Here is a 22,682-nt window from a genome sequence, read left to right on the forward strand (position 1 = left end):
ACCACGTCATGACCCAGCCTCAGGGCGCCCACCTGGTGGGCAGCATCAACTTCGACGACGCCGAGACCACCCTGCGCACGGCCGCGCAGCACCTCGGGGCCCACTTGAAGCGCATTCCCGACGGCGAGGTGGGGGAGCGCTTCCACTGGATCGCCTTCCAGCCGGACCGGCTGGCGCGGGCCGAAGGGCTGGAGCGCGTCGGATCCGAGCCGATCCGCCTGCGGGATCTCGATGTCCGTCCCGTGAAACTCGCTCCCGGGGTGAAGGCGGAGGAACTGATCCTGCCGCCCCTCGGATACGCCGACGCCGCCCTGGAATCCTGGGCGATCTTCGCCCGATTGCTGGACGAGGGAGCGATCCGTCCCGGGACCCGCTTCCAGGTGGCGCTTCCCACACCGGTGGGGGTGGTCGGCAGCTTCGTGGCGGCGGAGGACCGGGCCGCGTTCGAACCCGTCTACCAGGCGGCACTGCTGGCCGAGCTGGACCGCATTCTGGCCGGGATTCCGCACGAGTCCCTGGCCATCCAGTGGGATGCCGCGCTGGAGTTCGCCATCATCGAGGCGGCCGGGTACCGTCAGCAGTCCCGTGCCTGGTTCGAGGATGTCTGGTCCTACCCGGTGGAGCGCCTGGCGGAACTCGTGGCCCGGGTGCCGGAGGACGTGGAGGTGGGTGTCCACCTCTGTTACGGCGATGCCGGGGAGAAACACTTCGTGGAGCCCACCGACACGGCGAACCTGGTCCGCTTCGCCAACGAGCTCGGTGCCGCCGTCGGACGCCTGAGCACGCCGCGCGTGCTGGACTGGATCCACATCCCGGTCCCGATCGAACGCGATGATCAGGCGTACTTCCAGCCTCTGAGCGGTCTGGACCTCCCGGCCCGGACGGAGTTCTATCTGGGCCTGGTGCACCGCGAGGACGGGGCGGAGGGCGCCCGGCGGCGCATCGAGGCGGCGTCGGAGTTCCTGGAGACGTTCGGGGTGGCCACCGAGTGCGGCTTCGGACGGGCCCCTGAGGGCACCACCATTCCCTTGTTCGAAACGCACCGCGCAGTCGCCTCGGCCTGGTAGACCTGCACAGAACGTATGGAAGGCGTCCGCCGGACTTTCCGGTGGACGCCTTCCTTCGCATTCGACACCTGGCGGAGGGGCTCAGAGCACCCGTTCCGGGCGCGCGAGGATGCCCGGGACCAGCTGCGCGGCCAGTGCCGCCGCACCGCGGACCACCAGGAACCCGGCCACGAACACGGCGGCGGTCGTGATCACGGCCAGGGGCTGGACGAAGATGGCGAAGCCCACCAGAGGGAAGAGCAGGCCTGCGGCGCAGGCGGCGGAACCGCCGGCCACCACCCACAGGGCCGACATGACGGAGCGTCGGCTCGCCTCGACCATCACGGAGCGGGGCACGCCCAGCCGGTCCAGTGACACGTGCACGGCGGCGCGGTCGAGCGTCGATGCGGCCTGGTTGATGCCCACGGAACAGGCCACCATGATGAACGACGCCGCGACGGTGACCAGCACCCCGGTGGAGATGTCCCGCATGAGCCAGCGCGAGGCGTCATCCATGGGATGGTCCTCGGTGATGGCCGCCATCGCCAGGCCGACCGCCCCGAACACCCCGACGAAGCTGGTCATCGCCACGCCGCTGACCTGACGCCATGCGGCCTTCGGATCCTCCAGGATCATCCGCGCGGCGAGCAGCTTCGCGACGGTGGGCGCCTTGCGGTGCCGGCGACGGGCCACGACGCCGATGAACCAGGGCCCGATGAAGTTGAGAGCGAGCAAAGCCCCGCCGAACACCACGGCCAGGGCCGTGACCATGGCAATGGCCCCGCCGAGCTGGCCCAGCGCACCGATGCCCTGCATGAGAAGCACGCCGCAGAGCACGACTCCGGCGGCCACGACGGCTCGGACCCAATGCGCCTTGCCGGCACGCTGGCGGGTGCGGACCCCCAGCGGCGTCACCACCACGGAGCGGAGCCCGACGGCGGCGCTCACCGACGCCAGGAGCACGATCCCCAGCGCGAGGAGGGGGACCATGGCCCACGGCAGCCAGATCTGCTCACCCAGCGCGGAGCCCCGGAAGTTCAGCAGACCGAGCAGCGGCGCCATGGCGCAGTAGAGCACGATCCCCAGGAGGGAGCCGAGGAAGGCGGTCGTGGCGGCCTCGAGCACTGTCAGGAGAGTGACCGTTCCGGTGGAAGCGCCCAGGAGGCGGAGCGAGGAGAGCCGGTCATCGCGGCGTCGAGCGGCGAGTTTCGCGGCGGACGCGCCCACCGTCGCGAGCGGGACGAGCAGTAGCACCAGGGCGATGACGGCCAGGATCTGGTAAGTGATCGCGAGATCGTCGTTCCAGCGGAAGAACGCCTGAGCCCCGCCCGTCACCAGCAGCAGGAGCGCGGTCACCAGTGCGAAGGACAGGAGCGGGAGCAGGGTGGCGGCGCGGTCGCCGTCCTGGCGCCGTCGGAAGAGCCCCGCCAGGCGGAGCGAGGTCCGGAGGGTGTTCATCGGGTCGCACCGCTTCCGAGATCGAACGCTGCGGGCGCGGCCGCCGCTGCGGCCGCGCCTGTGTCGGAGACGATCCGGCCATCACTCAGGGTCACCACACGGCCGCAGCGCCGGGCCACCTCCGGGTCGTGGGTCACCATCACCAGGGTGCGCCCCTCACCGACCGTGCCGAGCAGCAGATCCAGGACCTCGGACGAGGTGGCGGAGTCGAGGGCGCCTGTGGGTTCATCCGCGAAGATGAGCCTGGCGCCGGTGATCTGGGCGCGGGCGATGGCCACGCGCTGGGCCTGGCCACCGGACAGCTCGCCGAGCCTGCGGTTCTCCATTCCGGCCAGCCCCAGGTGCGCGAGCCAGCGGACGGCTTCCGCCTCGGCGTGCGCGCGGGGAACCCCGTTGAGCATCCGGGCCACGGCCACGTTCTCCAGGGCAGTCAGTTCGTGCAGCAGGAGACCCTGCTGGAAGACGAAGCCGAACTCCTCGCGGCGAAGGCGCGCCCGGGCGCCGTCGTCGAGGGTCTCCACCTGGAGCGGGCCGCCCGAGGAGGCGAAGGTGATGGAACCGGCGGCCGGGCGGATGATGCCCGCCAGGCAGTGCAGAAGGGTGGTCTTGCCGGAGCCGGAGGCGCCCATGATCGCCACCGTCTCGCCGGCGCCGATGCTCAGGCTGACGGAGTCCAGCGCGGGGAGGGCCGCGCCGGGGTAGGAGAGGGACAGGTCTCTGGCGTGCAGGATCGTGGTCATGTCTCCAGTCTTCCGAAGGCCGGAGTGCGGCACATCGGAGCTGGAGCGGACTCTCGGCGGGGCGGTTCATACCCCGGTATGAAGATGACGACGGCGGGCGTGCACCCTCGCGCTGAGAGTGCACACCCGCCGTCGTCGTGAAAGGTGTGGCCGGGGTGCGCCCGGCGGCGCACCCCGGTCGGGCGCTACTTCCGGAGGTCCGCGGCGATCTGCTGCATGACCGTGGGGTCGGCGAGCGTCGTGGCGTCACCTGGGTCGCGGCCTTCCGCCACGTCCTTGAGCAGACGGCGCATGATCTTGCCCGAACGGGTCTTCGGCAGTTCCGGCACCACCAGGATGTTCTTGGGCTTGGCGATCGGACCGATCTCCTTGCCGACGTGGGCCCGGAGGTCCTGCACGATCACATCGCCGGTGTCCTCCATGCCTTCGCGCAGGATCACGAACGCCACCACGGCCTGCCCGGTGGTCTCATCGTTGGCGCCCACCACGGCGGCCTCCGCGACGGCAGGGTGGCTGACCAGGGCCGATTCGATCTCGGTGGTGGACAGGCGGTGACCGGAGACGTTCATGACGTCATCCACGCGGCCCAGGAGCCACACGTCCCCGTCGGCGTCTTTCTTAGCGCCGTCCCCCGCGAAGTACATGTCGTCGAAGCGGGACCAGTAGGTGTCCTTGTAGCGGTCCGGGTCGCCCCAGATGCCGCGCAGCATGGAGGGCCAGGGCTCACGGATGACCAGGAAGCCGCCGTGGCCGTCCGGCACGGACTCTCCGACCTCGTCCACCACGTCCACGGCGATGCCGGGCAGCGGCACCTGAGCGGAGCCGGGCTTAGTGGCGGTGACGCCGGGCAGCGGGGAGATCATCATGGCGCCGGTCTCGGTCTGCCACCAGGTGTCCACGATCGGGGCCTTGTTCCCGCCGATGACCTCGCGGTACCACATCCACGCTTCCGGGTTGATGGGCTCACCCACGGAGCCGAGCACGCGGATGGAGGAGAGATCGTACTTCTCGGGGATCTCGCGGCCCCACTTCATGAAGGTCCGGATGGCCGTGGGCGCGGTGTACAGGATGGAGACCTTGTACTTCTGGACGATCTCCCACCAGCGGCCCTGATGCGGCGAATCCGGGGTGCCTTCGTACATGACCTGGGTGGCGCCGTTGATGAGCGGCGCGTAGGTGACGTAGGAGTGGCCGGTGATCCAGCCGACGTCGGCCGTGCACCAGTAGACGTCAGTCTCCGGGTGGAGGTCGAAGACGTTCTTGTGGGTGAAGGCCGCCTGGGTCAGGTAGCCGCCCGTGGTGTGGAGGATGCCCTTCGGCTTTCCGGTGGTGCCGGAGGTGTAGAGGATGAAGAGCGGGTGCTCGGAGTCGTGGGGGACGGCGGTGTGGTCCGTGGAGGCGCCGCCCACCACGTCGTCCCACCACTGGTCCCGGCCTTCGGTCCAGGACACCGGCTCGCCGTTGCGCTTGACCACGACCACGTTCTGGACCGTGTGTCCGTCAGCGGCCAGCGCGTCGTCCACCGCGGGCTTCAGGGCACTGGGCTTGCCGCGGCGGTAGGTGCCGTCCGCGGTGACCACGAGCTTCGCTTCGGCGTCATCGATGCGGGAACGCAGGGCGTCGGCCGAGAAACCGCCGAACACCACGGAGTGGATGGCGCCGATCCGGGCACAGGCCAGCAGGGTGATGACGGCTTCCGGGATCATCGGAAGGTAGACGGCGACGCGATCGCCCTTGCCGACGCCGAGGGACTCGAAGGCGTTGGCGGCCTTCTTCACCTCGTCGGTGAGCTGGGCGTAGGTGTAGCTGCGGGTATCGCCGGGTTCGCCCTCGAAGTGGATGGCGACGCGCTCGCCGAGGCCGTTCTCCACGTGGCGGTCCAGAGCGTTGTAGGCCGCGTTGACCTCGCCGCCCACGAACCACTTGGCGAAGGGCGCATTGCTCCAGTCGAGCGCCGCATCGAAGTCTTTGTCCCAGGTCAGCAGCTCACGTGCCTGCCGGGCCCAGAAAGCCGGACGATCGGCCGCGGCTTCCGCGTACAGTTCCTCTCCGGCGACGGCGTTCGCCGCGAACTCCGGCGAGGGGGCGAAACGGCGGTTCTCCTGGAGCAGGTTTTCCAAGGCGTCACCTGCGGCTGGAGTGGTCTCTTCAGACATCCTGGATCCTTCTACTTCTTCGTTGAGGTGCATTCCACCGACCACCTTAGTCCTCCGCTCCGACAAATGAGTGTCCGCGGTCACACTGTGAACCACGAGTGAACAGAATCCCCGCGGGGCGCCGCGGGGGATCCCCGGCTCCGGCAACGCGCTGCGCGGCGGGGGATTAGGCGCTTTTCTGGAGAAACGCCGCTGAGCGCCACCGCGCGGTCCCGCGCGTTCTCAGGCAACACTTCTCCCGGGCGGGGCGTCCGCGCATTAGGCTGGTGACAAGTCCGCAGCATGACCTCCATCGACAGGAGAACACAGCCGATGTCAACGCCAGAGTTCAACAACCAGGGCGGGCCGGAAGAGCCTGGCCGGCAGAACCCCCAGCAGCACCCATGGGGACCTCCGGCGCAGCAGCAGGCTCCCGGCCAGCAGAGTGGTCCGCAGGGTTCCGATCAGGCGGGTCCGTACGGTGGCGCCCCGTACGGTGGCGGGCAGCGTCCGCAGTACGCTCAGCCCTCTCAGCCGGGAAACCCCGGTTCCGGCGCGGTGAACTACGGCCAACAGACCGGTGCCCAGCAGACCGGTGCCCAGCCGGGAGCCCAGCCGGGCGGTCCGCAGTCGGGGCCGGATTACGGCCGGCCCGCACAGGGTGCGGGATATCCGGCGCCTGGCTACGCGCAGAGTGCCGCGCCCGGTCGCGCTGCGGCCGTCCCCCAGCCGGAGGGCGGCAAAGCCCTTCTGGGTCCCCTCACGCTCCGTGACGTCCTGGTGCTGGTCGCCGTGGTTCTGCTCCTGGTCGGCAGCAGTGTGGGCAGCCTGGGACGGCTCGGCTTCATTCCGAACCTCGAGTTCCTCGGCCTGGGGCTCATCCTTCCTCTCGCGGTCGGCATCGGCTTCGTGATCCGACGGGTCAGCCCGTCCACCAAGCTCCGTCTCGGGTCCTTCTCCCTGGATCAGCTCGCGTCCGTGCTGGCGTCGCTGGCGTTGCTGAGCTCGGTGAGCCAGATCGGCGTCCTGCCTTTCCTGGGCTACTACGGCTACATCAACTGGACTTCGGTGATCCTGGGCTTCATCGGCGCCGCGCTCCTGTTCGTGACCACCGTCCTGGCACGCTTCATCCCGGTGTTCGCAGCCGATTTCACCGGCCGGCCCGAGGCTCCCGCTCATGTGGTGGCCCGGGACGCCGTCCCGGCGAACCGTCCCGTCCAGCCGGTTCACTCCGGTCCGGCGGCACAGCAGCAGTACCCGAGCACTCCGGGTTACGGGAACCCGCAGGGTGGTCCCGCGCAGGGCGGTGTGGAACAGGGCGCCGCTTCGCCGTACGCGCCGCAGGGCTATCAGCCGCAGCAGGGCCAGCCGGGCTCCGGGTGGGCGGCTCCGGCCGCCGCCTCGGGCGCGGCCGTGGCTGCAGCTGCAGCGTCGGCCGCTCCGGGGGCCACCACCGAGAACTCGTCCGCCGAGCACTCTTCTGCCGAGCACGGCGCCCCCGCGGCCGACGACGGTGCCTCCGCACCTTCCGCCTCCCGGCACCGCGCGCCGGAGTCGTCTGAGTCCTTCGAGGGCTCCGCGACGTCGGAGGACTCTGCCGAGGCCTCGGACGAGGGCGGCGACGCCGGTTCTCCGACGTCCTCTCCCACCTCTTCGGAGCCGGTTTCCGGTTCGACGGCCGCACCGGGCGCTGAACCGGAGTCTGCCGTCACTCCCGCGTCGGAAGCCGGTTCCGACACCGGTGCCGCCGCCGGTGCCGACGACGCCCAGCCGGAGGAGCAGTCCGGCCCGTCGGCTGCCGCGTCCGACCCGATCCTGGGCGACGAGGTCGTGGGAAACGTGGGTGACGACGCCACCGCGGGCCCCTCGGATGACGACCTCCTGAAGGAAGCCCAGTCCCACGTGGCCGAGGCTCCGGAGCTTCCTGAACCCGTGCTGGGCGTTCCGACCCTGAACGAGCAGGTCGAGGAACCCGAGGAGGATCAGGAGGAGTTCTTCATGCCCCACCCGGATGACGACTCCGACGTCACCGTGCTCCGCAGTGCTCTCAGCACCGGCGGCGCTCTCAACACCGGCGCGAGCAGTGCAGGCGCCGAGACCGCCGAGCCCGCCACGGCTGCGGATGCTGCTCCGGCAGGTGCGACGTCTGACGGCCCGATTCACGCCGTCGTCGATCCCCACCGCGATCAGGAGCAGCCGGCACAGCAGGCCTTCTGGTTCGCCGTGCCGGAGCGCCGCGTGGCCCTGGATGAGCGCAGCGGCGCACCCGTCTTCGACCTGGAGCCGGGCAAGTGGATCCTGGCGCTTCAGGAAGGACCCCAGGGTCTGGTGGTCCAGAACGAGGACGGCCGGATCGGCGTGCTGCATGACCTCCGCAACATCGAGCGGGGTTCCTGACCCGGATGACGACCAAGACCGTGGCGGCCGGCGGCGAAAGTCTGCTGGCCAAGAAGCGCCGAGCCCGGAAGATCAACAAGGTTCTGGGGGAGTTCTACCCGTATGCACACCCCGAACTCGACTTCCGGAACCCGTTTGAGCTGCTGGTCGCCACGGTGCTGTCCGCGCAGACCACCGATGTGAGGGTCAACCAGATCACCCCGGCGCTGTTCGCACGCTATCCGGGTCCGCGGGAGATGGCTCAGGCCGAGCTCCCGGACCTTGAAGCGATCATCCAGCCCACCGGCTTCTTCCGTGCCAAGGCGCGGAATCTCGTGGCGCTGGCCACCCGGCTGGTGGATGAGTACGACGGTGAGGTCCCGCCCTCCGTGGAGGAACTGATCACGCTGGCCGGCGTCGGCCGCAAGACGGCCAATGTGGTGCTGGGCAACGCGTTCGGGGTTCCCGGAATCACCGTCGACACGCATTTCGGACGCCTGGCGCGGCGCTTCGAGTGGACCACCTCGGACGACCCCGAGGTGGTGGAGCGCGAGGTGGGCGAGCTGGTGGAGCGCAAGGAGTGGACCCTCCTGTCGCATCGGGTCGTCTTTCATGGACGCAGAGTCTGCCATTCCAGGAAGCCGGCCTGCGGGGCATGCGTGGTGGCCCAGTGGTGCCCGTCCTACGGGATGGGGGAGACGGACCCCGTGAAGGCCGCCAAGCTGCTCAAGTACGAACTCGCCCCGGGCCAGGAGGAACTCCGGGCGGAGTACCTGGCCGGGGTGGAGGACCCGGCCCGGATCCGGATGGCCTCCCAACGGGCGCTTCTGTCCGAGACCGTTTCGTGAGCGCACCGCTCGTGAGTGAACCGTCCGTGAGTGCACTGGAGGATCTGCAGCGGTACGCGGACCAGGCCGGTACCGTCCTCGCGGACGAGCTGGGCGCGCGCTGGCGGCTCACACTCGCCGAGCCGGACACCGCCCGCGATGCCGCGGTCCTCATGCTGTTCGCCCCGACCGCGGAGAACGCGGGGCTTGATCCCCGGGACCTGGGCCCGGAGCAGCTGGATCTGCTGATGCTCCAGCGCGCGACGACGCTGGGCAGCCACGCGGGGGAGATCGCCTTTCCCGGGGGCAAAGTGGAGCCCGACGACGCCGATGAAGCGGCCGCCGCTCTGCGGGAGGCGGTTGAGGAGACCGGCCTGGACCCCGCCGGTGTCGACGTGGTGGGCGTGCTGCCGTCGCACCCGCTGCCGTACAGCAATTTCATGGTCACACCGGTCCTGGCGTGGTGGCGCGAAACGAGCCCGGTCTTCGTGGTGGACCCGCGGGAGTCGGCTCAGGTGTTCCGCATTCCAGTGCGGGACCTGCTGAATCCGGAGAACCGCGTGACGGCCAGTCTGGAGCGGGCCGGAGCCACGTTCAACTCGCCGGCCTTCGTGGTGGAGGACATTTTCATCTGGGGTTTCACGGGCAAGCTCCTGGAGGAGACCTTCCACTACCTGGGCTGGGCCACGCCGTGGGATCCGGAACGGAAGCACTTCTTCACGCTCTGATCTCCTGCTCTTCTCCCACACGTGTTTCACGCTGCCCCGTCACTTGGCCTGGTCGTAGGAGTCGACCACCGCGACCGTGAGAGGGAAGTCGACGGGCGCCGCACCGAACAGGAGCCGCCCGGCGTCCCGGGCGGCGCTCTCCACGGCGTCCACGCAACCGGGGATGAGGTCTTCGGGGGCGTGCACCATGATCTCGTCGTGCAGGAAGAACACGAGTTCCGCGGGCCCCGTCACCGGCCAGGCGCGCGGTTCGGACGGCTCGTGCGGTTCGTGCGGAGGGGAGAGCGGTGCGTCCGCGCGCAGTTCGAAAAGGCGGGATCGGATGCCGGCCAGCCAGCATTCAGCCCATTCCGCGGCGGTCCCCTGAACGACGAAATTACGGGTGAACCGGCCCCGTGACCTGGCCCAGGAGTCGGCTCGACGCTGCTCTTCCTGAGTCTGTGTCCTCTGGGCGGTCTCCCACGCGGCTCCGGGAGGCGGCGTGGTCCTGCCCAGCCACGTGGACACGGACTCTCCTCGTTCGCCGCGCCGTGCGGCTTCCTCCACCAGTGCGATGGCCGCGGGGTACAGCTTCTTGAGCTGCGGCATGAGCCGGGCCGATTCCCCGGTGGTTGCCCCGTACATCGCGCCGAGCAGCGCGACTTTCGCCGAGGAACGGCTTCCCCCGAACCCGGCGTCCGCGATCTCCGCGTACAGGTCCTGGCCACGCGCGGCGGCGGCCATTCCCTGGTCGGCGGACATGGCCGCCAGAATGCGGGGCTCCACCTGGGAGGCGTCCGCCACGAGCAGCTTGTAACCCGGCAGTGCCCTCACCGCATTCCGCACCGATTTCGGGATCTGCAGCGCTCCACCTCCGCGGGAGGACCACCGGCCGGTCACCACGCCTCCCACCACGTAGTCCGATCTGAAGCGGCCGTGGCGCACCCAGCTGTCCAGCCAGGTCCAGCCGTTCGCCGTGTGAAGACGGGACAGCTTCTTGTACTCCAGCAGGGGCGCGATCACGGGATGGTTGAATTCCTGCAGCTCCCACTGCCGGGTGGTTCGCACTTCGATGCCGTTGCGGTGCAGTGCTCGGAGCAGATCCTGCGGCGAGTCAGGGTTCAGCGACGGTGAGCGGAGCAGTGTCCTCATCTCCGCCACGAGTTCCTCCATCTTCCGGGGCCGGTGACCGAGTGTGGGCTCCGGTCCCAGCGCGTCCTCCAGGAGCCGGCGATGGGCCGCCTGATCCCAGGGGACGCCCAGGAATTGCATCTCGGCGGCCACCAGCGCCGCCGCCGACTCGGCTGCGACCAGCAGGCGCAGGCGAGCGGGCGCGCTGGAACCTGCGATCGCGGACAGCTGCGCCGAGAACTCCTGTCTGGTCTGCTCGAGATCCCGTGCCTGGTGGGGAGCGTCGAAGAGGCTGTCCTGCAGTTGCTCCACGGGAGCCGCTTCCGTGCCGGGGTATTCCGTGGAGCCGGCGAGCCGGGCGGCCATCTCCGTGTAGTCGGGGTCATGCACCAGGGAGGAGAACCGCAGGATGGTTCGGATCAGGCTGATGTCATGGCATCTGGCCACCCGGACGCCGGCGGCCAGGAGCCGGGGGTGGAAGTCGTTCACGGTCTCCCAGACCCATCGGGGTTTCTCTTCCTCGAGTGCGGCCACCTCCCCGGGAAGTTCTTCGGCGGAGAGCCGCCACGGAGAACCGAGCACCCCGCCCGAGGCGTCGAGACGGGCGAGACGCGCGCCGCCGTCGTCGTCGGGCGTGATGAGGATGTGCATGATTCCATTCTCCCGGCTGGGGCCGACGTTTTCTCCCGGGTCGTTCGCGTTGTGGACAGACTGCCCCGAGCGCTGTCCACATCCGGTGATCAGCCCGTGCCGGTCACGGGGGAGCGGCCGCACGCTGGTCACATGAAACGACGAGCACAGGGAGTGGTGGACTCCAGAGCGGCCCGGACGGATGCCGAAATGGCTCCGGTCAGGGCGCCGTTCCTGGTGATCACGGCGCTCCCTTCGATCCAGGAATCGGTCAGGGCGGCCGCCGCGGCCGCCGGTGTCCAAGTGCGGGTGGTGGAGGACGTCCCGAGCGCTCTGCCTGACTGGGACAGGGCCGGCGCAGTGATCGTGGGCGGGGATGTGCTGGAACTGCCCGTACGCCGTCGTCCGGTGGACGCCCTTCTCGGCGCGCAGGACCACCCTGATCTGTGGGACCGCGCGGCGATGTGGGGTGTGGAACGAGTGGGCGTCCTGCCCGCGGCCATGGGCTGGCTGGCGGAGTTCTTCGGTGGAATGGGCACCGTGCGCGACGGCGGCCTGGTCACCGGGGTCTGGGGAGCCGCGGGAGGCGCCGGCGCCTCCACACTCGCGGTGTGGCTTGCAGCGCACGCCGCCGAGGAGGGACTCCGGACCGTGCTGGTGAACACCTCACCGCAGGACGCGGGGTGGCGGTACGCCCTGTCCTCCTCGGATCTCGCGGGGGCTGGGTGGGCTGAGCTGAACTCGAGCGGCGGGGCGATCAGTCCCGAACGGCTCGCGAACTCCCTGCCGCAGACTGCGGGAATCTCAGTGCTCGGCTGGCCGGTGGGTGGCATCGAACCCGGGACGGCTTTTCACGATCCTCGAGTCCTGGACGCCGCCCGCAAGGCGTATGACCTGGTCGTCCTGGATCTGGCGGATTCCACGCTGCACCAGCTCGCCTGGTGGTGCGATTCATTGACCGTCTGTGCCCCGCTCACGCTGAATGCTGCCCTTCGCGCCAGCAATGAGCTCGGGCACGTGCCGGTCTCCTCTCCCGGTCTGGTCGCACGGGCATCCCGGGGTCAGGGACCGGAAGCCGCGGAACTCGCGGAGCGGCTGGGTCTCGGATATCGCGGGGTGCTTCCGAGGATTCGCGGGGTGTCCACGGCGGCCGATGAGGGCCGTTTGCCCGGGCTGGCACGCACCCGCGTCGTGCGGAAAGTCGTTGGAGCCGTGTTGGCGCATGTCGGAGGTGACACGCGATGAGAGAAGCACCGGAGGGAGACTCGGTGACGCCGGGGGACGGGGCACCGGAAGCAGGAGCAGCGCCGGCGTCCGCCGCCGGTGCCGGCATGGGGCGGCGTCGCGTGTCCAGGACGGGAGGTTCACGCCGGAGAAGGGCTCTCACAGCTCTGCACGGTGGGCCGGAGCGCAGTCTGCCTCAGGCCTCGGTGAACGGGCAGAGCCTGGACCCGGCGCTCCTGGAAACCATCCGCCAGGACGTGCTGAATGGCTCGGGCCCCGTGACCACGGAACGGGTGGCCGCCGCTGTGAACTCGACGGGGAGGTTCCTGGGGCCGTCCATGGCGCTCGCGGCCGTGGAGAGCATCAATGCGGAGCTGCGCGGACTCGGACCCTTGCAGGTGATCGCCGAGGCTCCAGGGGTCACGGACATCTTCGTCAACGGACCCGATGACGTCTGGTGGGACCGTGGTTCCGGACTCGAACGGATCGTCGCTCCTCTGGGACGAGAAGAGCACGTGCGGGCGTTGGCCCAGCGGCTGATTTCGGCGGGAGGGCGGCGTCTCGATGAGGGGAACCCGTGTGTGGATGTCCGGATCCCCGGCGGATACCGGGTCCATGCCGTCATCCCTCCGCTGTCCCCGGACGGCACCGTGCTGTCGATCCGGATTCGCCGTGACCAGCGTTTCACCCTTTCCGAACTGGGGGAGGCAGGCATGTTCACCCCCGAGATCCACACGATCCTTCACGCCATGATGGTCCGGCGCATGAATTTCCTGATCAGCGGGGCCACCGGTTCAGGCAAGACCACTCTGCTCTCGTCGCTCCTGGGTCTTGCGGGGGCCCAGGAGCGCCTGGTGCTGATCGAGGATGCCTCCGAGCTGGACCCGGGGCATGCCCACGTCGTCCGGCTGGAGTCTCGGCACGGAAACATTGAAGGCAAGGGAGTCATCGGGCTGCGCGAACTCGTCCGGGAGTCGCTCCGGATGAGACCGGACCGGCTGGTGGTGGGGGAGTGCCGAGGCTCCGAAGTCCGTGAACTGCTCATGGCGCTCAACACCGGCCACTGCGGTGCCGGGACGCTCCACGCCAACTCGGCAGACGATGTGCCGGCGCGATTGGAGGCTCTCGGTGCTCTGGCGGGAATGGACGGAGCGGCCACGGCAGCTCAGGTGTCGAGTGCCGTGGACGTGGTCGTCCATCTCACCCGGACCGCAGCGGGGCGTGAGGTGCGGGAATTGAGCCTGGTTCAGGCTGCTCATGGCCGTCTGACCACGAATCGTGTTCTGCGGCACTCCGCGGGACGCGTGAACTATGGTCCCGGCTGGCCGGCGTTCAAGGCCCGTCTGGAGGGTGGACCGGAAACATGTTGATTTTCGTTCTCCTGCTCGGGGCTGCGCTGCTTGCTCTGGGACCCCGGCCGGGCGCATGGGTGCGACGGGCGGGGTGGCGTGTCCCCGCTGAGGAGGAGGCCGAGCGGAGTTCGTCTCCGCGGACGGCCGTCCTGGCGCGGCTTGGGATCCTCCTCATGTCACGGATCCGGGGCGGTGGTCGCCGCACCGCCGCTTCGGATCTTGAATCGATGGCTGTGCTGGTGCAGCATCTCAGTGCCCTCCTGAGCGGGGGCCGTGGTCCTGCCCAGGCCTGGCACGAGCTACTGGAGTTTCAGCGATCTGAAGCTTCGAACCCTTCATCGGATCAGCCGGACGTCAGCCGCACTCTGGACCTCGGGTTTCTCGCCGCTGCAGCTCAGGCCGCAGCGCTGGGCGAAAGTCCCGCGCTGGCGATCCACCGTCGCGTCGAAGTCTGCCGTTGCGGCGGGACCTCTCTGGCCGTTACCCGGCAATGGGCCCGGCTCGCGGCCTGCGTCCATGCCAGCGAGATCAGTGGATGCCCCCTGGCCGAGCTTCTGACCCGATTCGCGCTGGATCTCGAGCACTCCGCGGATGCTGAGAGGTCCAGGCAGACCGCGCTCGCAGGACCACGGGCGAGCGTCGCATTGCTCGGCTGGCTGCCGTTCCTCGGGCTTGGACTCGGGCTGCTTCTGGGAGTGGATCCCGTGGACATCGTGCTGCGGTCGCCGATCGGCGGCCTCTCCGGGGTGGCGGGTCTACTCTTCTGGGTCGTGGGCCGGGTCTGGTCCGCTCGCCTCGTGCACCATGCAGAGGCGGGTGCATGATGATCGCTCTCCAGTTCGTCGCCCTGTTGTTCGCGTCCTGGTGCCTCACCAGCGCGGCTCCGTCCTGTCTTTCGGTCCTGTCCCGTCGGGGTTTCGCTCGTCAGTGGGGCACCCCGCAGGAGGAAAGCCGGGGTGAGGAACCCCGTGGGCCTGGGGTCGTGGATGACGGCGCCTTACTGCTGGAGCTTGTCGGCGTGCTGCTCGAATCAGGACTCAGCGTGGAGCGCAGTCTCGAGGTGCTGGCCGACTGTGCCGAGTCGATCATCGCTGCCCAGCTCGGGCGCGTCGTCGCGGGACTCGCGCTCGGCGCAGGCTGGGAAGAGGCCTGGCACAGCGCCTCCGGCCTCGATCCTCGCGGTGATGCGAAGGGCACGCATGGCGGTGTCCTCCGTCGCGCGTTCAAGCTCATTCGCAGTCCCGGTCCCGGTCTTCATCCTGCCCTGATCTCGGTGAAACGTTCCGTGGGATTCGCTGCCCTGAGCGGAGCGCCTTCAGCGGAAAGTATCCGGTCCAGCGCCGCGGCCGAGCGGCGGACGACACTGCGGGAAGCCGAACGACGTGCTGCTGCTCTGGGGGTCCGGCTAGTCCTCCCGTTGGGCCTGTGTTCCCTGCCTTCGTTCGTCTGTCTGGGCATCGTCCCGGTGATTTTGGCCCTCCTGCCCGGAGTGGTCTGACAACGCCCGAAAGGGCATCCCAGAAAGGAAGTCGTCATGAGGAACAACACCATGCCAGCTCCGGCCGTGCAGGGCCCGGCCGGGCGCGCCACCACCGCCACCACCGCCATCACCACGGGCCAGGAGCCCCCGGGGCTGCACCCTGCCGACCACGATTCCCCCGGCCGTCCGGCACCGGTCCGTGACCGGGCAGGCCGGCCAGGGCAGGGCGTTTCGTCCCGTGGTGCGGCGCTGTGGCTCTGGGCCGTCGCCTTGCTCGGACGCGTTCGGAACAAGCTGATGCTGACCTGCTCCGGACAAGCCGGGACGTCGACGGCGGAGTACGCCATCGCGACGCTGGCCGCTGTGGCGTTCGCCGGCCTCCTGGTGGTCATCATGCGCAGTGATGAGGTCCGGGGCTTCCTGCTGAACATCATCCGCACCGCGCTGGCCATCCCGTGAGACTGCGCCGTCACCGGACGCACCCGGAAAGCGAACGGGGCGGCGTGACAGCGGAATTCGCCGTGACGTTGCCCGTGGTGGTCTCTCTGCTGGCGGTTCTCCTGGGGGCGGTCGCCGCAGGAACACAACAACTGCGGCTGGAGGAGGCCGCCCGGGCGGCGTCCCGCGCCCTCGCGCGTGGGGACAGCCCGGAGGCGGCGAGAGCAAGCAGTCTCTGGCTGGCCGGTGAGCGCGCGTCCCTTCAGTTCCACGACGACGGCGCCGGCTTCGTCAGTGCGACCGTCCAGGCTCCCGCGCCAGGGGTCCTGGGTGCTGCGGTGCCGTGGGTTCAGACGGCTCAGTCGACAGCTGCGAAGGAAGATCCCGGAGGAAACCCATGACCGACCGGCCACAGGCCACCGGGCGCCTGCGTGCGGAGGAGAACAACGCGGAACGAGGCTCGGGAACCGTGCTCGCCCTGGGCCTCGGTCTCCTGCTGATCCTGGCGATACTGCTCATCGCCCTGCTCGGGCAGGCAACCACCCTTGCGTCCCGGGCTGCCGCTGCCGCAGACCTCGCGGCCTTGGCGGCTGCCGATGCCGCCCGAGGTCTGCGTGACGGGGTGCCGTGCGCCGTAGCCGCCGAGGTCGCCATCAGGAACGGAGCGAGCCTGGACGGCTGTGAACTGCGCGGCCCGTCCAACGACGTCGCAGAAGTCCGGACCAGTACCAGCGGCGCCTTCGGCATGGCACGAGGAGAAGGCCGTGCACGTGCCGGGCCGCCTCCGTAGCGGGTGCCGGAAGTCAGGGAATGAAGACCGCAGCCGAGACGTCGTCGAGCACCGTCCCGGTCACGCTCACCCGCCGAAGGTGGACGGGACGGCACCGGTCCCGGAGACCTCCGGCGGGGTCCAATCGTGGGCGTCTTTGAGGAAGGCCTCGAGGAGGACCAAGGCGCCCGCCTTGTCGAGGGGGTTGTTCTTGTTGCCGCATTTCGGGGACTGCACGCATGACGGGCAGCCCGATTCGCACTCGCAGGACAGGATGGCCTCTCGCGTGGCGGCGAGCCAGGTGCGTGCCTTCGCGAAGGCACGCTCGGCGAATCCCGCACCACCGGCATGCCCGTCGTACACGAAGATCGTGGGATGCCCGGTGTCGGCGTGCAAGGCCGTGGACACCCCACCGATGTCCCAGCGGTCACTTGAGGCCACCAGGGGGAGCATGCCGATCGAGGCGTGTTCCGCCGCGTGCAGCGCCCCCGGGAACTGCGCTTCCACCAGGCCCGCGTCGATCAGGCGCTTGTTTCCGACGACGAACCACACCGCCTTGGTGAACAGGTCCCGGGCCTCCAGCTCGAGAGGCTCCTCACCCAACACCTCATTGGAAGCCAGCGATTTCCTCTGGAAGGAGACCACTTGAGTCGTCACCTTGACCTCGCCGAAGTGCACGGCCACGTCGCCCCAGGCCATCGAGCGGTCCACGGACAGGACTTCCACCTGGGTGACATCCCGGGCGGTGGTGTAGTAATCCGGATTGGCGCGGCGGACCAGGACGGTATGGTCCTCCTCATTCAGTTCCTCCACGAGGTAACTGGATCCCTGGTGGACGTAGACCGCGCCCCGGTGCGCCTGATAATGCGTCTGGGGCGAGTCCATCGAACCGAGGAGGGCGCCCGTCTCCGCGTCGACGATCCGTGCGGGCCCTCCGCCGTCGTCGCGGATGCTGACCATGCCGGCCGCGCTCTGAGGATGGGTCCAGAACCAGCCGGCCGGGCGGCGGCGCAGGAATCCCCGCTCCACGAGGGTGTCCAGCATGGCCCGGGCGGTGGGGCCGAAGAGTTCCTCATCCCCGGGCCGCAACGGTTGTTCGGCAGCGGCGGCACAGAGATGCGGGCCCAGAACGTAGGGGTTGGACGGGTCGAAGACGGTGGCCTCCACCCCCACGTCGAAGACGGCTTCGGGGTGGTGCACCAGATAGGTGTCGAGGGGATCGTCGCTGGCCACGAAGGCGGCCACCGCGTCCTGCCCGGCGCGCCCGGCCCGGCCGATCTGCTGGAAGAAGGACGCCCTGGTCCCGGGCCAGCCGGCCACGAGGACGGCATCCAGCCCGGAGATGTCGATCCCGAGCTCCAGGGCGGACGTGCTGGAGACCCCCAGGAGTTCCCCGGACCGCAGGGCGGCCTCGAGCGCTCGCCGCTCCTCCGGGAGGTACCCGGAACGGTACGCCGCGATGCGGCCCGGAAGGCTGGGATCGACTTCATCCAGCAGACGCTTGGTGATGGATGCGATCCTCTCGGCTCCTCGTCGGGACTTGATGAACGCGATGGTGCGGACCCGGGAGGAGACCAGATTGGCCAGCATGTCGGCGGACTCCGCGATCGCGGTCCGCCGGGTGGGGGCGCCGTTCTCGCCCTGCAGCTCGGTCAGGCGGGGCTCCCAGAAGGCGACGGTGGTGGCGCCTCGCGGTGACGCGTCTTCGGTCACCGCGGTCACGGGCGCGCCGATCAGGCGGGAGAACGACTCCGCAGGTTCTGAAGCTGTGGCGGACGCGGCCAGGAACACGGGCTCGGCACCGTAGTGGGCACAGACCCGGCGGAGGCGGCGCAGCAGATTCGCCACGTGGGACCCGAAGACGCCCCGATAGCTGTGGGCCTCGTCGATCACCACGTACCGCAGGCGCCGGAAGAACCGGGCCCACCAGGTGTGATTCGGCAGGATGCCGTGGTGCAGCATGTCCGGGTTGGCCAGGATGATGTTGGCGTGCTCGCGGATCCAGCGGCGCGAACTCGCGTCGGTGTCGCCGTCGTAGCTCTCGGCCCGCAGCGTTCCCAGCCGCAGGGAGCGCAGCGAGGCCAGCTGATCCGCGGCCAGCGCCTTGGTGGGGGCGAGGTAGAGGACCGTGGCCCCGTCGTCGTGGAGCTTTCCCGGCTCCGCCAGCACCCGCAGCTCGGAACGGTGAACGGCATCGACAGCCGGCAGCTGGTACGCCAATGACTTGCCGGACGCGGTCCCGGTCGCGATCACCACATGATCGCCCTCGTGAGCGCGCTCCGCCGCGGCAAGCTGGTGCTCGTACGGAGTGTCCACCCCGAGCCGCTGATACGCGGCGACGACGTCGGGGTGAACCCACTCCGGCCAGGAGCCGTAGCGGGCCTCGCGTGAGGGGATGGTGCGGACATGCTGAAGCTGCTCCGGTTCCGCGGAGCGGCCCAGAAGCGGGATCAGCGAGTCAGAGGGGCGCACCGGAATATTGTGTCACCCGCCGGCCCCGCACCGTCGCGCAAACGGTCCGGCGCTGCGCAAGTCCGGACGTGCCGAAGCGTGCTCCCGGGAGTCTCAGCCCACACCAGGGCTGACGGTCCCGGGGCTGCCGGTCCTGGGACGCTCCGCTCCTAGGACGCGGAGACGTCGGCGGTCTTCTGCTCGGCGCTGGAGAACATCACCACGGCGCAGACTTCCTGCCAGCCGAGGTGTGAATAGAGAAGGCGGCCGTCGGCGGAGGCGAGGAGCAGACCGGTCTCCACCGGGTGCTCGAAGGACCGGGCGGCCAGAGACTTCATGATGAAGCTTCCGAGACCGCGACGGCGGTAGTCGTCATGGGTGACGATCTGGTCGAACACGGCCACGGTGCCGTTCGTCACGAACACGCGACCGCTGGCGGCCACCACATCGCCGGCACGGACCTCCGCCCGGTGGCAGCCGTCCACCACGGTGTAACTGACTTCGAGGTCGTCGTCGGGCAGCCACGGGTCCTCGGTGTCCTGGGTGTCCATGTCCACGATCATCATGGACTCGGACGTCGAGTTGAGGCGAAGCCCCTCGGAATCGCCGAGGGCGAGGTACTTCTGGGGGTCGCGGGTCAGGACCGTCAGGAGGCGTCCGGACACCTCGCGGATCTGCTGCGCCAGCTCCGCGAAATCCTGTTCCGAGGGTTCCACGGCGAAGAATTCCCGGGACTTGACGGTGTCGTCGCGGTCCACGGCGGGGAAGGCGCCGACGCGCTCCACCGAATAGCCCCGGCAGCCGGCCCAGCCGTCCACCCAGACATCCAGCAGGCCGTCAATGTCTTCCATCATGGTCTCCGCAGTCATGATTCGAGCCTATGGCAGGGCCGGTTAAAGCGACAGCCGGTATCAGTATCTTGTCGGTAAACTCTCAGTCTCAAAGTCATCTCGGAGCCGGCTGGACGCCTCCCAACCACCACCGGATCCCCTCTTGAACGCCCCCGTTCCGCGGGAGCATTAACCTTTAACGGTGGCCCAGAACAAGATTGCCCTCTATTACGCCTTCGCCCCCGTCGCCGACCCGGACGCCGTGCGGCTGTGGCAGCGCGCGCTGTGCGAGAAGCTCGGTCTGCGGGGCCGCATCCTCATCTCGAAGGACGGCATCAACGGGACCGTGGGCGGTCCCATCCAGGCCGTGAAGCAGTACGTCCGGACAACCAAGGAGTATGGCGCGTTCCGGAGCCTCGACGTGAAGTGGTCTGACGGCGGAGCGGAGGACTTCCCGCGGCTGAGCGTCAAGGCCCGTGAGGAGATCGTCTCGTTCGGAGCGCCCGGGGAGCTGACGGTGGACGAGGACGGTGTGGTCGGGGGCGGCACGCACCTCTCGCCCGAGGCCCTGCACTCCCTGGTGGCGGAGAAGGAGGCGGCGGGACGGCCCGTGCGGTTCTTCGACGGCCGCAACGCCTTCGAGGCTCAGATCGGCAGATTCAAGGACGCGATCGTCCCGGACGTGGCCACCACGCACGACTTCATCCGCGAGCTGGACTCCGGGAAGTACGACGACCTCAAGGACCAGCCGGTGGTCACCTATTGCACGGGCGGCATCCGCTGCGAGGTGCTGTCGAGCCTCATGGTGAACCGCGGCTTCACCGAGGTCTACCAATTGGACGGCGGCATCGTCCGCTACGGCGAGAAGTTCAAGGACAAGGGTCTCTGGGAAGGCTCGCTCTACGTCTTCGACAAGCGCATGCACCTCGAGTTCAGCGAGGACGCCAAAACCATCGGGGAGTGCGTCCGCTGTGCCGCGCCCACGAGTGACTTCCACAATTGCAGCAATCCGGAGTGCCGCACCCTGACGCTCTACTGCGCCGAATGCGCCGCGGATCCGGAGAAGCTGCGCTGTCCTGACGGCTGCCAGGCCGCCTGATCGCAGGGCCTCCTGAGCCGACCCTTCCGAGTCGGCCCCTGAACTGATCGTCCTGAGTCGACCCCCTGAGCCGACCCTCCCGAGCCGACCCTTCTGATCAGCGTTTCGGCGTGAGCTGGAAGGCGTAGATGATGGGGGCGTCCACCGTGGAAGCCTTGACGCTGAGGTCCCCGGCCGGCAGGGACATGGTCACCACGTCCTTGTTGCCGTTGCACGCGCTGGTGGCGTCGGCGGCTTCCTTGCCGCCCACCGTCAGGGTGAAGTACGTCTTGCCGTTGCCTTCGCACGTCATGGTGAGGGTGTAGTTCCCGGCCTCGAGATGGGCCAGGGAGGTGTCCGCCGGCTGACGGTCCAGCAGCTTCCCGCTGCCGCTCAGCACCGCACCGGCGGCCGACGGCAGCGCCGTGGCTTGCCAGGACGGGACGTCCACCTGCTCGATGCCCGGCCGCTGCACGCATCCCGAGACCGTTCCGAGCAGCATGGCGCCGAGCGCTCCCGCTGTCAGAGCGCGGGTGAGGACAGGCATGCGGGAGGTCATGCTTCTACGCTACCGTGCGCCGTCGTCGTCCCGGTGCACCGCAGGACGACGACGGCGGCCGCGACGCGCGCGTCCGCTTGGCCAGGGCGGTCAGGCCCGGAGCGCGGCCTCCCGGGCATGCCCGGTCAGTCGCATGCCGCTCCAGTAGAGCAACGCCGAGCACACGAAAGTGGGCAGTGTGGCGCCGAGGGGACTGGGCCAGACGAAGCTGAGCACCACCGAGACCGCGGCGCCCGCGGCCCAGCTCGCGACGGCCACCCAGTTGACTCCGTGGGAGTACCAGAAGGCCCCTCCGGATGCGCGCAGCAGGTCCTTGCCGTAGCGCGCCCGCTTGAACCAGTAGTAGTCGACGATCACCACGGCGAACACGGGGACGAAGAGTGAGCTGATGACGGTCAGGAAGGACGTGAACTGGTCCAGCAGCCCGAGCCAGGCCGAACCCGCGATCGAGACGGTCCCCAGGATGAGGGCCGCGGGGAGGAAGCGGACACGGCCGTCGGGCCGGGCGTTGACCACCGTGGTGGTCATGCCGTAGACCACCATCGAGTTGGTGGCCATGACCGAGAAGAAGATCACCAGGGCGAGCGGGATGCCGAACGGGCCCACGATCGTGACGGGGTCGAACGAGACGGCTTCGCCGACGGAGAGCACCACGTAGCCGAGGGCGGTGGCGCCCAGGAGCATCGCGATGATCGTGGAGGCCGAATAGCCGATGCCTCCGCCGAGGACTCCGGCGCGGGTGCTGCGCGCCATCCGGTTGATGTCGGCGGACAGGACGGTCCAGGAGACGGCGGTGGCGATGACCAGGTCCAGGATGATCGCGGGGGTCGAGGCGAGCGCCGGGTCGACCTCGATCGCGGCGAACTGTGCGGGCGAGAAGCGGCCCAGCGCGGTGGCGAACACCCAGGCGATCACCGCGAGGATGAGCACGGCCAGCCAGGGCTCGACGCGGGAGATGCCGGAGTGACCGAAGATCGCCAGGACCACGACCAGCAGCTGGCACAGCATGGAGAACAGCACCGGGTTGCTGAATCCCGTGAGCTGCTGCACCACGTGATTCACGGTCACGCCCGCCAGCATGGCCTGCACCCAGCTCCACCCCATCAGGATGACCACGTTGGCGCCGACCGGAAGCAACGAGCCCCGCAGTCCGAACGCGCCGCGGGTGACGGCCATGGTGGGCAGGCCCGTGCGCGTCCCGATGGCGCCGATGGCCGTGAGGACCACCGCCCCGACCACGGTTCCGGCCACGATCATCCCGGCCGCGGTGGGGAACGGCACCACGGTCACGAACAGCGTGCCCGTGAGCAGAGTGGTGACCACCAGGTTCGCGGCGAGCCAGATCATGCCGATGCGGGCGCCGGACAGGGTCCCTGTGACGGGTCCGGAGCTGTCAGCCTCCGCGGACAGCCGGGCGTCGAGTCCGGCGTAGACCGTTTTCAGGGACACGC

At 69.2% G+C, this 22,682-nt stretch carries 20 protein-coding genes; 12 read left to right on the forward strand and 8 right to left on the reverse strand.

The genetic code is table 11. The features are described from left to right. Positions 1–8 precede the first annotated feature (8 nt). On the forward strand, positions 9–1,067 hold the full coding sequence (locus AB4Y75_RS00645; RefSeq protein WP_441433990.1) for a hypothetical protein: 1,059 nt from the start codon (positions 9–11) through the stop codon (positions 1,065–1,067). An 81-nt stretch (positions 1,068–1,148) separates the two neighbouring features. Here the strand turns inward: AB4Y75_RS00645 and AB4Y75_RS00650 are convergent, their stop codons facing one another. The 3 genes from AB4Y75_RS00650 to acs form a co-directional block, all read right to left on the reverse strand. Beyond that, positions 1,149–2,504: an FtsX-like permease family protein gene (locus tag AB4Y75_RS00650; protein WP_441433991.1), complete on the reverse strand. Its 1,356-nt coding sequence runs from the start codon at positions 2,502–2,504 to the stop codon at positions 1,149–1,151. Beyond that, positions 2,501–3,244 (reverse strand): ABC transporter ATP-binding protein, encoded by a 744-nt coding sequence (locus tag AB4Y75_RS00655; RefSeq protein WP_441433992.1) that lies wholly within the window; start codon positions 3,242–3,244, stop codon positions 2,501–2,503. The genes AB4Y75_RS00650 and AB4Y75_RS00655 overlap by 4 nt, the downstream gene beginning before the upstream one ends. A 185-nt stretch (positions 3,245–3,429) precedes the next feature. Continuing rightward, positions 3,430–5,400 (reverse strand): acetate--CoA ligase, encoded by a 1,971-nt coding sequence (gene acs / locus AB4Y75_RS00660; RefSeq protein WP_441433993.1) that lies wholly within the window; start codon positions 5,398–5,400, stop codon positions 3,430–3,432. A gap of 312 nt (positions 5,401–5,712) precedes the next feature. Between acs and AB4Y75_RS00665 the strand changes: the two genes are divergently transcribed. The 3 genes from AB4Y75_RS00665 to AB4Y75_RS00675 are packed head-to-tail and all read left to right on the forward strand — an operon-like array spanning position 5,713 to position 9,310. After that, on the forward strand, positions 5,713–7,776 hold the full coding sequence (locus AB4Y75_RS00665) for a hypothetical protein (protein WP_441433994.1): 2,064 nt from the start codon (positions 5,713–5,715) through the stop codon (positions 7,774–7,776). Between the two features lie 5 nt (positions 7,777–7,781). After that, complete coding sequence (nth, locus tag AB4Y75_RS00670; RefSeq protein WP_441433995.1) at positions 7,782–8,603, forward strand: endonuclease III; 822 nt, start codon at positions 7,782–7,784, stop codon at positions 8,601–8,603. 26 nt (positions 8,604–8,629) lie between these two features. Then, positions 8,630–9,310, forward strand: coding sequence for an NUDIX hydrolase (locus AB4Y75_RS00675; RefSeq protein WP_441433996.1), 681 nt, complete (start codon positions 8,630–8,632; stop codon positions 9,308–9,310). Between the two features lie 39 nt (positions 9,311–9,349). Here AB4Y75_RS00675 and AB4Y75_RS00680 read toward each other — a convergent pair whose 3' ends face one another. Further along, entirely contained in the window at positions 9,350–11,071 is a 1,722-nt protein-coding gene (locus AB4Y75_RS00680) for a bifunctional 3'-5' exonuclease/DNA polymerase (protein ID WP_441433997.1), read from the reverse strand. Between the two features lie 132 nt (positions 11,072–11,203). Between AB4Y75_RS00680 and ssd the strand changes: the two genes are divergently transcribed. From ssd to AB4Y75_RS00715, 7 genes are all read left to right on the forward strand, one after another. Beyond that, positions 11,204–12,295, forward strand: coding sequence for a septum site-determining protein Ssd (gene ssd, locus AB4Y75_RS00685; protein ID WP_441433998.1), 1,092 nt, complete (start codon positions 11,204–11,206; stop codon positions 12,293–12,295). 185 nt (positions 12,296–12,480) lie between these two features. Beyond that, positions 12,481–13,644 (forward strand): TadA family conjugal transfer-associated ATPase, encoded by a 1,164-nt coding sequence (locus AB4Y75_RS00690; RefSeq protein ID WP_441433999.1) that lies wholly within the window; start codon positions 12,481–12,483, stop codon positions 13,642–13,644. A 155-nt stretch (positions 13,645–13,799) separates the two neighbouring features. Further along, entirely contained in the window at positions 13,800–14,450 is a 651-nt protein-coding gene (locus AB4Y75_RS00695) for a hypothetical protein (RefSeq protein WP_441434000.1), read from the forward strand. Further along, positions 14,447–15,124 (forward strand): type II secretion system F family protein, encoded by a 678-nt coding sequence (locus AB4Y75_RS00700; protein ID WP_441434001.1) that lies wholly within the window; start codon positions 14,447–14,449, stop codon positions 15,122–15,124. Before AB4Y75_RS00695 ends, AB4Y75_RS00700 begins: the two co-directional genes overlap by 4 nt. 36 nt (positions 15,125–15,160) lie before the next feature. Next, positions 15,161–15,565 carry a DUF4244 domain-containing protein gene (locus AB4Y75_RS00705; protein WP_441434002.1) on the forward strand — a complete coding sequence of 135 codons (405 nt, stop codon included), beginning with the start codon at positions 15,161–15,163 and terminating at the stop codon, positions 15,563–15,565. A gap of 44 nt (positions 15,566–15,609) precedes the next feature. After that, positions 15,610–15,945: a TadE family type IV pilus minor pilin gene (locus AB4Y75_RS00710; RefSeq protein ID WP_441434003.1), complete on the forward strand. Its 336-nt coding sequence runs from the start codon at positions 15,610–15,612 to the stop codon at positions 15,943–15,945. Beyond that, on the forward strand, positions 15,942–16,334 hold the full coding sequence (locus tag AB4Y75_RS00715) for an Rv3654c family TadE-like protein (RefSeq protein ID WP_441434004.1): 393 nt from the start codon (positions 15,942–15,944) through the stop codon (positions 16,332–16,334). The genes AB4Y75_RS00710 and AB4Y75_RS00715 overlap by 4 nt, the downstream gene beginning before the upstream one ends. A gap of 66 nt (positions 16,335–16,400) precedes the next feature. On the opposite strand, the gene AB4Y75_RS00720 is transcribed toward AB4Y75_RS00715, so the two are convergent. Further along, complete coding sequence (locus AB4Y75_RS00720; protein WP_441434005.1) at positions 16,401–18,785, reverse strand: DEAD/DEAH box helicase; 2,385 nt, start codon at positions 18,783–18,785, stop codon at positions 16,401–16,403. 149 nt (positions 18,786–18,934) lie between these two features. Further along, on the reverse strand, positions 18,935–19,633 hold the full coding sequence (locus tag AB4Y75_RS00725) for a GNAT family N-acetyltransferase (RefSeq protein ID WP_441434006.1): 699 nt from the start codon (positions 19,631–19,633) through the stop codon (positions 18,935–18,937). Positions 19,634–19,796: 163 nt separating this feature from the next. Here AB4Y75_RS00725 and trhO point away from each other — a divergent pair, with 163 nt between their 5' ends. Next, complete coding sequence (gene trhO, locus AB4Y75_RS00730; RefSeq protein WP_441434007.1) at positions 19,797–20,693, forward strand: oxygen-dependent tRNA uridine(34) hydroxylase TrhO; 897 nt, start codon at positions 19,797–19,799, stop codon at positions 20,691–20,693. Between the two features lie 97 nt (positions 20,694–20,790). On the opposite strand, the gene AB4Y75_RS00735 is transcribed toward trhO, so the two are convergent. Further along, complete coding sequence (locus tag AB4Y75_RS00735) at positions 20,791–21,231, reverse strand: hypothetical protein (RefSeq protein ID WP_441434008.1); 441 nt, start codon at positions 21,229–21,231, stop codon at positions 20,791–20,793. Positions 21,232–21,321: 90 nt separating this feature from the next. After that, a complete protein-coding gene (locus AB4Y75_RS00740; protein WP_441434009.1) occupies positions 21,322–22,680 on the reverse strand; it encodes a purine-cytosine permease family protein in 1,359 nt (452 codons plus the stop codon). Positions 22,681–22,682 lie beyond the last annotated feature (2 nt).

Source organism: Arthrobacter sp. RAF14 (genome assembly GCF_052114185.1).
In the GTDB taxonomy this organism is placed as follows: Bacteria; Actinomycetota; Actinomycetes; order Actinomycetales; family Micrococcaceae; genus Arthrobacter_E.

Excerpts from the sequence above, each read along its gene's own strand:
- AB4Y75_RS00665 (WP_441433994.1), top strand. The coding sequence starts at position 5,713 with ATGTCAACGCCAGAGTTCAACAACCAGGGCGGGCCGGAAGAGCCTGGC.
- AB4Y75_RS00680 (WP_441433997.1), bottom strand. The coding sequence starts at position 11,071 with ATGCACATCCTCATCACGCCCGACGACGACGGCGGCGCGCGTCTCGCC.
- acs (WP_441433993.1), bottom strand. The coding sequence starts at position 5,400 with ATGTCTGAAGAGACCACTCCAGCCGCAGGTGACGCCTTGGAAAACCTG.
- AB4Y75_RS00650 (WP_441433991.1), bottom strand. The coding sequence starts at position 2,504 with ATGAACACCCTCCGGACCTCGCTCCGCCTGGCGGGGCTCTTCCGACGG.
- AB4Y75_RS00695 (WP_441434000.1), top strand. The coding sequence starts at position 13,800 with ATGTCACGGATCCGGGGCGGTGGTCGCCGCACCGCCGCTTCGGATCTT.
- AB4Y75_RS00735 (WP_441434008.1), bottom strand. The coding sequence starts at position 21,231 with ATGACCTCCCGCATGCCTGTCCTCACCCGCGCTCTGACAGCGGGAGCG.
- AB4Y75_RS00725 (WP_441434006.1), bottom strand. The coding sequence starts at position 19,633 with ATGACTGCGGAGACCATGATGGAAGACATTGACGGCCTGCTGGATGTC.
- ssd (WP_441433998.1), top strand. The coding sequence starts at position 11,204 with ATGAAACGACGAGCACAGGGAGTGGTGGACTCCAGAGCGGCCCGGACG.
- AB4Y75_RS00655 (WP_441433992.1), bottom strand. The coding sequence starts at position 3,244 with ATGACCACGATCCTGCACGCCAGAGACCTGTCCCTCTCCTACCCCGGC.
- nth (WP_441433995.1), top strand. The coding sequence starts at position 7,782 with ATGACGACCAAGACCGTGGCGGCCGGCGGCGAAAGTCTGCTGGCCAAG.
- AB4Y75_RS00715 (WP_441434004.1), top strand. The coding sequence starts at position 15,942 with ATGACCGACCGGCCACAGGCCACCGGGCGCCTGCGTGCGGAGGAGAAC.
- AB4Y75_RS00700 (WP_441434001.1), top strand. The coding sequence starts at position 14,447 with ATGATGATCGCTCTCCAGTTCGTCGCCCTGTTGTTCGCGTCCTGGTGC.
- AB4Y75_RS00645 (WP_441433990.1), top strand. The coding sequence starts at position 9 with ATGACCCAGCCTCAGGGCGCCCACCTGGTGGGCAGCATCAACTTCGAC.
- AB4Y75_RS00705 (WP_441434002.1), top strand. The coding sequence starts at position 15,161 with ATGAGGAACAACACCATGCCAGCTCCGGCCGTGCAGGGCCCGGCCGGG.